Raw genomic sequence first — 8,081 nt, 5'->3', positions numbered from 1 at the left:
GCCGCCGCCCAGCCGGTACGTTCCCGTCCGCCGGCCCGGCTCCAGGAGGGCGGGCGGGCACAGATAGGCCCATCATCGGACTGACGGCTCCCCGGCAGAAAGAGCTGGGGCCATCGGGACTAAGGACGCCCTCTTTCTGGGAGTCATTCGTCACTCAGCTTGAGCTGGGCACCGGCATGCTCCTGATGATCGCCGTTCCATCGATTCTCGTCATCCTCTTGTGCGGGCTGGCCAGGCAGACGATGGACGTGGCGGCGTTCAGGACGGTGATCGCCGTGTTGCTGATGCTGCCGACATTGATACTGCTGGCCGCGGACATCGCGATCTACTTCTGGGTACAGGCAGCCGTCCAGGTACTGTTCGCCAGCGTCATCATGCCGGTACCGCTGGTTCCGGCTCAGGGCGCGGAACAGGGACAGTTCGTGCACACCCCAGCGAAGTAGCGCGAAAGACGGTGGTGCCCCAGCGGCTGTTCGCCGCTGGGGCACCACCGTCGAATGTATGCGTAGACCAGATCAGGCCGTGTTCCGAACTCCGGGCCGGTTCCCACCGCGGCGCGGCTCAGCGGACCAGGGGGGCGGCGCCCGCCACGAACGCCTCGATGGCCTGGCGGGCCCCCGCGTCGAGGGTGTCGCGTTCCGCCGTGTCGCGTGCGTTCGAGATGTCGCGGGTGCAGCGGTAGGCGTGTTCCGCACCCGCGATGACGGCCCGGTCGTCCGTGAGCAGTTTGACGCGGTAGAGGGCGTTTCGCGCGAGTGTCCTCAGGCGGTGGGCGTCGTCGTGGGCTGCCGTGAACGCCTCGCCGTCGGGGTCCTGTTGCTTGCGGTACCAGCGGGTCGACTGGCCGTGGCGGTAGTCCTCCATCGCCGTGGCGAACGCGATGTACGCGCTGATGCGCTCCTGCCGGAGTGCCTCGGAGCGCGCGAATCGTTCGTTGCGCCGGGACGCGAGGCGCTGGGAGATGTGGGTGACCAGCACGCCGAGGAGGGTTCCCGCGACCGCCACGGCGCTCGCCCAGATCGACTCCACCGGCGTCAGCCCCGGGGCACCACCGTCGCGAGGACCTGCGGCAGCGGGTACCAGTCGGCGGTCGCGAAGCTCGCGTGGGAGCGGGCCATGAGGGTGACGCGCTCGCGGGCCTGGGACTCGGTGGGGTGGGTGATGTCGATGGCGGGCGGCACCTTGTGGGCGTCCGTCATGACGACCAGGTAGTGGCGGTCGTCGTACCAGGCGGTGTCGATGCCGCCCTTGGTGTAGGTGGCGGCGTCGCCGTCGAAGAGGACGAACCAGGGGCGGATCGACGCGTCGGCGTACCGCGTACGCGGGTCGCCGGGAGCGGCGCCGTGGACGGCGGGGAAGGCCGCGGCCCGGTCGAGGCGGCCGGCGGCGGCGAGGTCGCGCAGGTGGGTGGCGTACTCGCGGTCGGTCCACAGGTGGTCGAGCGGGTTGCCCTCCTCCACCGTGCCGGGGATGAGCTCCACGATGAACTTGCCCGCGAGGGCCTGTCGGCCGGGCCAGGCGCCGGCGCGCACCGCCTCGTCCAGGGTGGCGTGTCCGGCCGCGAGGTCGGCGGGGCGGTAGAGGGCGTCGCCGAGCCTGGCGGTCAGCAGGGCGTCGAGTTCGGCGGGGCCGCGGCCGCTGTTCGCGTCGAAGCCGTCCTTCATCTCGACCTTGAGGAGGACGGGCCGGTGGCCGGGGTGGGCGTCGTGCCAGGCGCGGATGTCGGCGAGGCAGCCGGACAGGGGCTGGTCGCGGGACCCGGTGCGCAGGCCGGCCGGTGAGGTGGCGCCCACGCAGTTGTTGTCGTTGCTCAGCGGCTTGGCGTGGGAGACGCGGAAGGAGCGGCCGCCGAAGCCGTTGGTCCACACGTCGAGTTCGAGGAGTCCGGCCCCGGAGTCGAGGGCGTCGGCGAAGTACGGGTACTTGGCCTTGTCGTAGGCGTTGTGGACGCCGACCGCCGTGGTGGCGGCGTAGGACGGGGAGGGTTCGGCCCCCGCCGGGGCCATGGCGAGAGCGAGCGCCGCCGTCGCGGCGATCGCGGTCGTTCCCGTGCGTATGCCTGCGCGTATGCCTGCGCGGATCGTCTTGCGCATGTCCCCCACCACTTCCCCGCTCCGTTGTGAACGGTGAGCAGGGTACGGGAGTTGCCGGAGTGGTGGGGGAACGGGGTGGTGAACCGCGGGTGTCAGCCTGCCGTGTAGACGTCCTCGACATAGCGTCCGGCGTCGGTCATCCCGCGCAGCCATGCCTCGGCGCGGGTGGCGTCGGCACCCGTGCGGCGGGTGCAGAGGTCGCGCAGCGCGTCCCGGACACCGGGGGCCATGCGGCCGCCGTCGCCGCAGACGTACACGCGGGCGCCGGATTCCAGCAGGGCCCAGACCTCGTCGGCCTCGGCGGCGATGCGGTGCTGGACGAACCGCACGCCGGCCTCCGGGGCCCGGCTGAAGGCGGGGCGCAGGGAGACCGCGCCGGCGGTCTGTGCCGCGTGCAGTTCGTCGGAGTGCAGGAAGTCCAGGTCCGGTCCGTCGCAGCCGAAGTAGAGCAGGGCCGGGGCGAGGGCGACGCCGGCCTCGGCCAGGGCGCGGCGGTCGGCGATGGCGCCCCGGAAGGGGGCCAGGCCGGTGCCGGCGGCGACCATGACGAGCGGGGCCGGGTCGTGGTGGTCGATGCGGAAGGAGTCGCGGCACGGCTGGACGCGGGCGAGCAGGGTGTCCCCGGGGCGCAGCCGGGCGAGGTGGTGGGAGCCCGTGCCGCGGAAGTCGCCCCGGCCGGAGCGGGCGGGGGCAGCCAGCAGGGAGACCATCAGGTCGAGGTGGTGCGGGTCGCGGTCCGGGGTGGAGGAGACGGAGTAGAGCCGGGGCCGCATCGGGGGCAGGAGTTCCAGGAGGGCGGCCGGGCCGAGGGTGCCGCGGAGGGCGGGGTGGTCCTCGATGAGGTCGAGGACGGTGCGGGGGTCGTCGGCGGCGACGGCCCGGAGCGCGGCACGTTCGGGCGGGCAGGGGTTGCGGTCGGCGAGCAGGGCGAGCTGACGGGGTGTGGGGTGTTGCTGGAGTTCCAGGTGGTGGGCGAGGAGTTCGCGCACGGTGAGCGGCCTGTCGACCGGCAGGGCGGCGCGGCCGGCGCGGCCGGCGCGGGCCGGCCGGACGTCGAGGAGCGCGTCGGGGTCGGCACCGAACAGCTCGGCGGCGCGGGCGACGAGCGCGGGGTCGTTGACGGGCAGGACGGCGAGGTGGTCGGCGGTCCGGTAGCGCGTCCCCTCCGGCAGGGCGAGGCGCAGGAAGCGCTTGGTGCGCGGGTGGGTGGGGGCGGTCAGGTCGTACGCCTCGGTGACGGTCATGGGCAGCATGTCGTGCCGGGCGGCGAGGGCGGCGAGCGGGTCGCGGGGGAGCTCGGTGACGGCGGGGGCGTCCTGCTCGGGGCTCCCCGCGGTCGCGTCGGGGTCGCCGTAGTGCTCCAGCAGGGTGCGGTGGAGGGCGCGGGTGAACTCCTCGACGGTGCCGTGCAGGTCCCCGGAGGCGTCGGCCGCGGCGCGGGGCAGCAGCCGGGTGCCGCCGAGGGCTGCGAGCCGCTCGTCGAGGAGGGTGGGGACGCGCTGGTAGGTGGCGGCCCAGTTGCGGTCGCCGACGCCGAGGACGGCGTAGTGCAGCCCGTCGGCGGCGCCCGGCGCGGCGGTGTGCTCGGCCCAGGCGGTGAAGGCGGTCGCGTCGTCGGTGGGGCGTCCGTTGTAGGAGGCGGCGACGATCACGACGGGGGTGTCGCGGGGCAGCGTGCCCACGTGTGCGTCGAGCGCGGCGACGGTGGGGGCGAAGCCCAGCTCCGCCGCCCCGTCGGCGAGGTCGCGGGCCAGGTCGCGGCAGGTGCCGTAGGCGGAGCCGTGCAGGACGAGCAGGCCGGTGCCCTGCCGGGCGCGGGCGGGCAGCGCGGGGTCGTCGTCGGCGCGTACCGAGCCCGTACGGGCACCGGTCGTCCCCCGGGTGCCGCGTACGGCGAGGCGGTCGGCGGTGGTGCGCCGGGCCAGGGTGAGGGTGAAGCCGTCGGGCTTGAGGGTGAGGGTCTCCTTGATCCGCAGGCGGTAGCCGGCGGTGTCCAGGAAGCGGTAGCGGTGCACGAGCAGCCCCAGCAGCATGGTGGCCTCGTGCAGCGCGAACTGCCGTCCGATGCAGGCGCGCTCGCCGGTGCCGAAGGGCTTGTACGCGTGGACCGGGCGGGCCGCCTCCGCCTCGGGGTCGAAGCGGGTGGGGTCGAAGAGCTCGGGGTTGTCGCCCCAGACCGGGTCGCGGTGCAGCAGCGGGGTGAGGACGGTGACGCCCTCCCCGGCGCGCAGCGGGTAGCGGCCGGCGAGCAGGGTGTCCTCGCGGGCCTCGCGGGCGAAGGCCGCGGCGGTGGGCCACAGCCGCAGCGCCTCGTTGAGCACCTGGCGGGTCCAGCGGAGCCGGCCGATGTCCTCGAAGGAGGGCTCCGGGTCGGGGGTGTCGCCCCACAGCTCGTCGGTCTCGCGCTGGGCGAGGCGCAGGGCGACGGGGTCCTTGAGGAGGTGGTGGAGGGCGAAGGAGAGGGCGCCGGAGGTGGTCTCGTGGCCGGCGATGAGGAAGGTGATGACCTGGTTGCGGATGTTGGCCGGGTCCAGGACGGTGCCGTCGGCGGGGTGCGGGGCGCCCAGCATGAGGCCGAGGAGGTCGTCGGTGCGGGAGTCGCCGGTGGCCGTGCGGGCGGCGACGACGTCGTCCACGACGCTCGCGAGGAACGCGGCGTCCCCGCGGAACGCCTCGTCGCGCGCCGTGTGGTCGGCGTCGGGGTCGCGGCCGAGCCGGTCCATGCTCCAGTCCAGGCAGCGGACCATGGCTCCGACGAAGGGGTGCGGCTCCGCGCGGGTGAAGGAGCCGAAGTCGTAGCCGAAGCCGGCGAGGCCGATGGTGTCGAGCGTCATCCGGGTCATGTCCTCGGGCACGTCCACCGGTGTGCCCGCGGCCAGATGGGCGTCCCAGGAGTCGAGGAGGCGGCGGGCGACGGTCAGCATGGCGGGGTGGTAGGCGCGCATCGAGCCGAGCGCGAAGGCCGGCAGCAGGATGTCATGGGCCTTGGCCCAGTTCGGCTCGTGATTGTAGGCCGTGAAGAGGCCGTCCGCGGTGAACTCGCGGACGTTCTCCAGGGCCGGGCCGACGTGCTTGGTGAAGCGTTCCTCGTCGGCGAGTTCGGCGACCAGGTCGAGGGTGGTGACGAAGAGCCGGTCCGTGCCGTGCAGCCGGCGCCGGAAGACGGGCCCGTGGCGGCGGGCCAGACGCATCGTCTGCTGGAGCGGGGTGGCGGTCGCTCCGACGGCGGAGACGTCCACGAGGGGGATGCGGGAGGAGACGGCCGCGGGGGCGTCGATGGCAACGGTCATGTCTCCACACTCGCCGCCCCGGGCGCGGGCGCCGGGAGCGGGAACTGCATGATTGTGCAGTGGTCCGCGGCGCGTCGCCCTTGCGTCCGGGCCTGAAAGGTGTACGGGAAGTGAACGGGAGCGGGGGCGGGCGGTGAGCGACGAGGAGTACGCCGCGTGGCGCAACCACTTCATCACCCTGTTCGACCGGCTTCCCGCGCCGGTCGCCATCTGCCGGGCGGACGGGGAGATCGCCGCCGCGAACCCCGCCATGGCCGCCGAGTGGGGCACGGCCCCGGGCCGGGTGCGCGGCCGGAACCTGCTGGACCTGTTCCGGCCGAGTGCCACCCCCCAGCTCGAACGGCTGGCCGAGGCGGTGCGGCTGGGCCGTCGTTCCCGCTACACCATCGACGTGCGCTGGCCCGGCCCCGGGGGGACGGAGCGGCAGGGCGAGCTGCTGGTCGACCCGGTGGGCGAACCGTCGCGGACGTACCCCATGCTGCTGGCCGTGCTGCGCCCCCGGGAGCGGGCCGCGGCGCCACCGGTGGTGGAGGTCGGCGAGGTGGAGGGCCGGATCCTCGCGCTGGCGGCCGGCGGGGCCACGACCGCCGCGATCGGCAAGGCGGTCGGGCTGACCGTGGACGGCGTCAACTACCACCTGGCGCGGCTCACCCGTCGCTGGCGGGTGCCCAACCGCACGGCCCTGGTGGCCAAAGCGTACGTGCTGGGTGTGCTGACGCCCGGTCAGTGGCCGCCCGAGCCCGCGCGCCGGCCGCGGGGCGGGTGACGAAGGACGCAGTCGCCGCACAGGCCGCCGGCGGGGACCCGGTAGTACAGGCAGCAGGAGCGGCGGGCGAACGACACGTCCGGCCGGGTGCGCAGGGTGCCGGTGCCGCGCAGCAGCGGGTCCGCGAACAGGGCGCGGGTGAGCTCGGCGGTGCGTTCGGCCTCGCGCGGACGGCCCTGTTCCAGGCACCATGCGCGGAGCATGCGCGCGGCCCCGGCGAGGGACGAGGCGGCGTTGCCCCACAGCAGCCGGCCGAAGAGCGGGGTCACCGCCCGGGTGGCCGTGTGCAGGGAGGACAGCCGGCCGTACAGGAGGCCGGGGGCGATCCGGTCGGCCGGCAGTGCCGCAGGGCGGGCCAGCCACAGGTCCTCCGGCGCGGTGCGGCCGGTGTGCCAGCGCAGCCGTTCGTCCGTCAGATCGGGCACCTGGCCGGTGAGCACGGCGGCGCCGAGCGCGATGGACAGCAGCCGTCCGGCGATGCCCTGGAACGCCACGGACGCCGCGACCCGGCGGTCCGCCGTCCCCAGCCGCTCCCCCACGGTCCGCACCCTGTCCCCCACCGCCGTCCCGTCAAGGGGCAGATAGCCGGCGGTGTCGGGCATGTCGCCCGTGCGCAGGGCGAAGAAGGGTCCGACGGCGGAGAGTTCGCTGAGGTCCATGAGCGTGGCGTTCCCGGGGAGGCGGCGGCGTGTCGTCTCCTTGATACGCCAGGCGGCGACCGAAACACCACGCCCACCTTCCGGCGCATCCTTGACTCCCCGTACGCGCAGGGCGAGCCTCAGCGCTGACAGCGATGTCGACGGCGTCGAGGGGCGTGGACGATGAGATGGACCCCACAGCGGCGGCTGCGCGCCGGCGCGGCCGTGCTCGCCCTCGGGGCGGTGCTGGGAGCAACCGCGCTCGTACCGCCCGGCGCGCGGGCCGCGGCGGCCGACGGGCTGACCGGCCTGGTCAATCCGTTCATCGGCACGCAGAACGAGGGCAACACCTTCCCGGGGGCCTCGGTGCCCTTCGGCATGGTGCAACTCTCCCCCGACACGGGGCACAACACCGGGTACGACTACAAGGAGAACCACATCCGCGGGTTCTCCACCGTGCATCTGTCCGGCGTCGGCTGCCGCATCGGCGGCGACCTGCCCGTGCTGCCCACCACCGGCGATGTGACGCAGACGGACTACGCGCGGTACGCGGCGGAGTTCAGCCACAACGACGAGAGCGCCCGGCCCGGCTACTACCGGGTGAGGATGTCGTCCTACGGCGGCATCACCGCCGAGCTCACGGCGACGGCCCGCACCGGGCGGCAGCGCTACACCTTCCCCGCGACGGACAAGGCCAACGTCCTGCTCAACGCGGGCCAGGCGCTGCACAGGACCGTCTCCTCCAGCGTCGAGGTCCTCGACCGCCGCACGGTCCGCACGGCCATCACCGGGCGCGGCTTCTGCCGTGACACCCGTCCCTACACCGTCTACACGGTCACGCACTTCGACCGTCCGTTCACGAGCTTCGGCACCTGGGACGGCGACCGGGTCGGCTCGGGCACCCGGTCCTCGGTCTCCACCGGCCGCAACGGTGCCTGGGTCCGCTTCGACACCCGGCACGGCAGCCGGGCCGTGGAGGCGACCACGGCCGTCAGCTACGTGGACGCCGCGGGTGCCGCGCGCAATCTGCGCGCCGAGGAGGCCGGCTTCGACCGCACGGCGAAGGCGGCGCGGGACGCCTGGGAGAAGCGGCTGAGATCCGTGGCCGTGCGCGGCGGCGGCGAGACGCTGCGACGCGTGTTCTACTCCTCGCTCTACCGCTCCTTCCTCGCCCCCAACATCGGCAGCGACGCCGACGGCCGATACACCGGCTGGGACCAGAAGGTCCATACCGCGAAGGGCTTCACCTACTACCAGAACTGGTCCCTGTGGGACACCTACCGCACCCAGGCCC

The 8,081-nt window shown here is 74.0% G+C and carries 7 protein-coding genes; 3 read left to right on the top strand and 4 right to left on the bottom strand.

Features of this window, described 5'->3' with window-relative positions; translation table 11 throughout:
* Positions 1–443, top strand: a 443-nt coding sequence (locus AB0K09_RS25630; protein WP_366067746.1) for a hypothetical protein, incomplete at its 5' end; no start/stop codon positions are given.
* A 118-nt stretch (positions 444–561) separates the two neighbouring features.
* On the opposite strand, the gene AB0K09_RS25625 is transcribed toward AB0K09_RS25630, so the two are convergent.
* From AB0K09_RS25625 to AB0K09_RS25615, 3 genes are all read right to left on the bottom strand, one after another.
* Positions 562–1,029 carry a hypothetical protein gene (locus AB0K09_RS25625; protein WP_366067745.1) on the bottom strand — a complete coding sequence of 156 codons (468 nt, stop codon included), beginning with the start codon at positions 1,027–1,029 and terminating at the stop codon, positions 562–564.
* A 5-nt stretch (positions 1,030–1,034) separates the two neighbouring features.
* A complete protein-coding gene (locus AB0K09_RS25620; RefSeq protein WP_366067744.1) occupies positions 1,035–2,093 on the bottom strand; it encodes a phosphatidylinositol-specific phospholipase C domain-containing protein in 1,059 nt (352 codons plus the stop codon).
* Between the two features lie 92 nt (positions 2,094–2,185).
* Positions 2,186–5,383, bottom strand: a complete 3,198-nt coding sequence (locus AB0K09_RS25615; protein ID WP_366067743.1) for a cytochrome P450 — start codon at positions 5,381–5,383, stop codon at positions 2,186–2,188.
* A gap of 133 nt (positions 5,384–5,516) precedes the next feature.
* On the opposite strand from AB0K09_RS25615, the gene AB0K09_RS25610 reads away from it, so the two are divergent.
* Positions 5,517–6,149 carry a PAS domain-containing protein gene (locus tag AB0K09_RS25610; protein ID WP_366067742.1) on the top strand — a complete coding sequence of 211 codons (633 nt, stop codon included), beginning with the start codon at positions 5,517–5,519 and terminating at the stop codon, positions 6,147–6,149.
* Here the strand turns inward: AB0K09_RS25610 and AB0K09_RS25605 are convergent.
* Complete coding sequence (locus AB0K09_RS25605) at positions 6,107–6,808, bottom strand: (2Fe-2S)-binding protein (protein ID WP_366067741.1); 702 nt, start codon at positions 6,806–6,808, stop codon at positions 6,107–6,109. The two genes, AB0K09_RS25610 and AB0K09_RS25605, sit on opposite strands and share 43 nt — an antisense overlap.
* A 162-nt stretch (positions 6,809–6,970) precedes the next feature.
* Here AB0K09_RS25605 and AB0K09_RS25600 point away from each other — a divergent pair.
* On the top strand, positions 6,971–8,081 hold a 1,111-nt coding region (locus AB0K09_RS25600), incomplete at its 3' end, for a glycoside hydrolase domain-containing protein (protein WP_366067740.1).

The sequence above is a fragment of the Streptomyces sp. NPDC049577 genome, from assembly GCF_040675635.1.
In the GTDB taxonomy this organism is placed as follows: domain Bacteria; phylum Actinomycetota; class Actinomycetes; order Streptomycetales; family Streptomycetaceae; genus Streptomyces.
Note: the sequence above shows the minus strand (reverse complement) of the source record. Positions and strands in the feature narration are given on the sequence as shown.

Bases quoted from the DNA above. Each gene is read 5' to 3' on its own strand.
- AB0K09_RS25620 (WP_366067744.1), bottom strand. From the start codon at position 2,093: ATGCGCAAGACGATCCGCGCAGGCATACGCGCAGGCATACGCACGGGA.
- AB0K09_RS25605 (WP_366067741.1), bottom strand. From the start codon at position 6,808: ATGGACCTCAGCGAACTCTCCGCCGTCGGACCCTTCTTCGCCCTGCGC.
- AB0K09_RS25615 (WP_366067743.1), bottom strand. From the start codon at position 5,383: ATGACCGTTGCCATCGACGCCCCCGCGGCCGTCTCCTCCCGCATCCCC.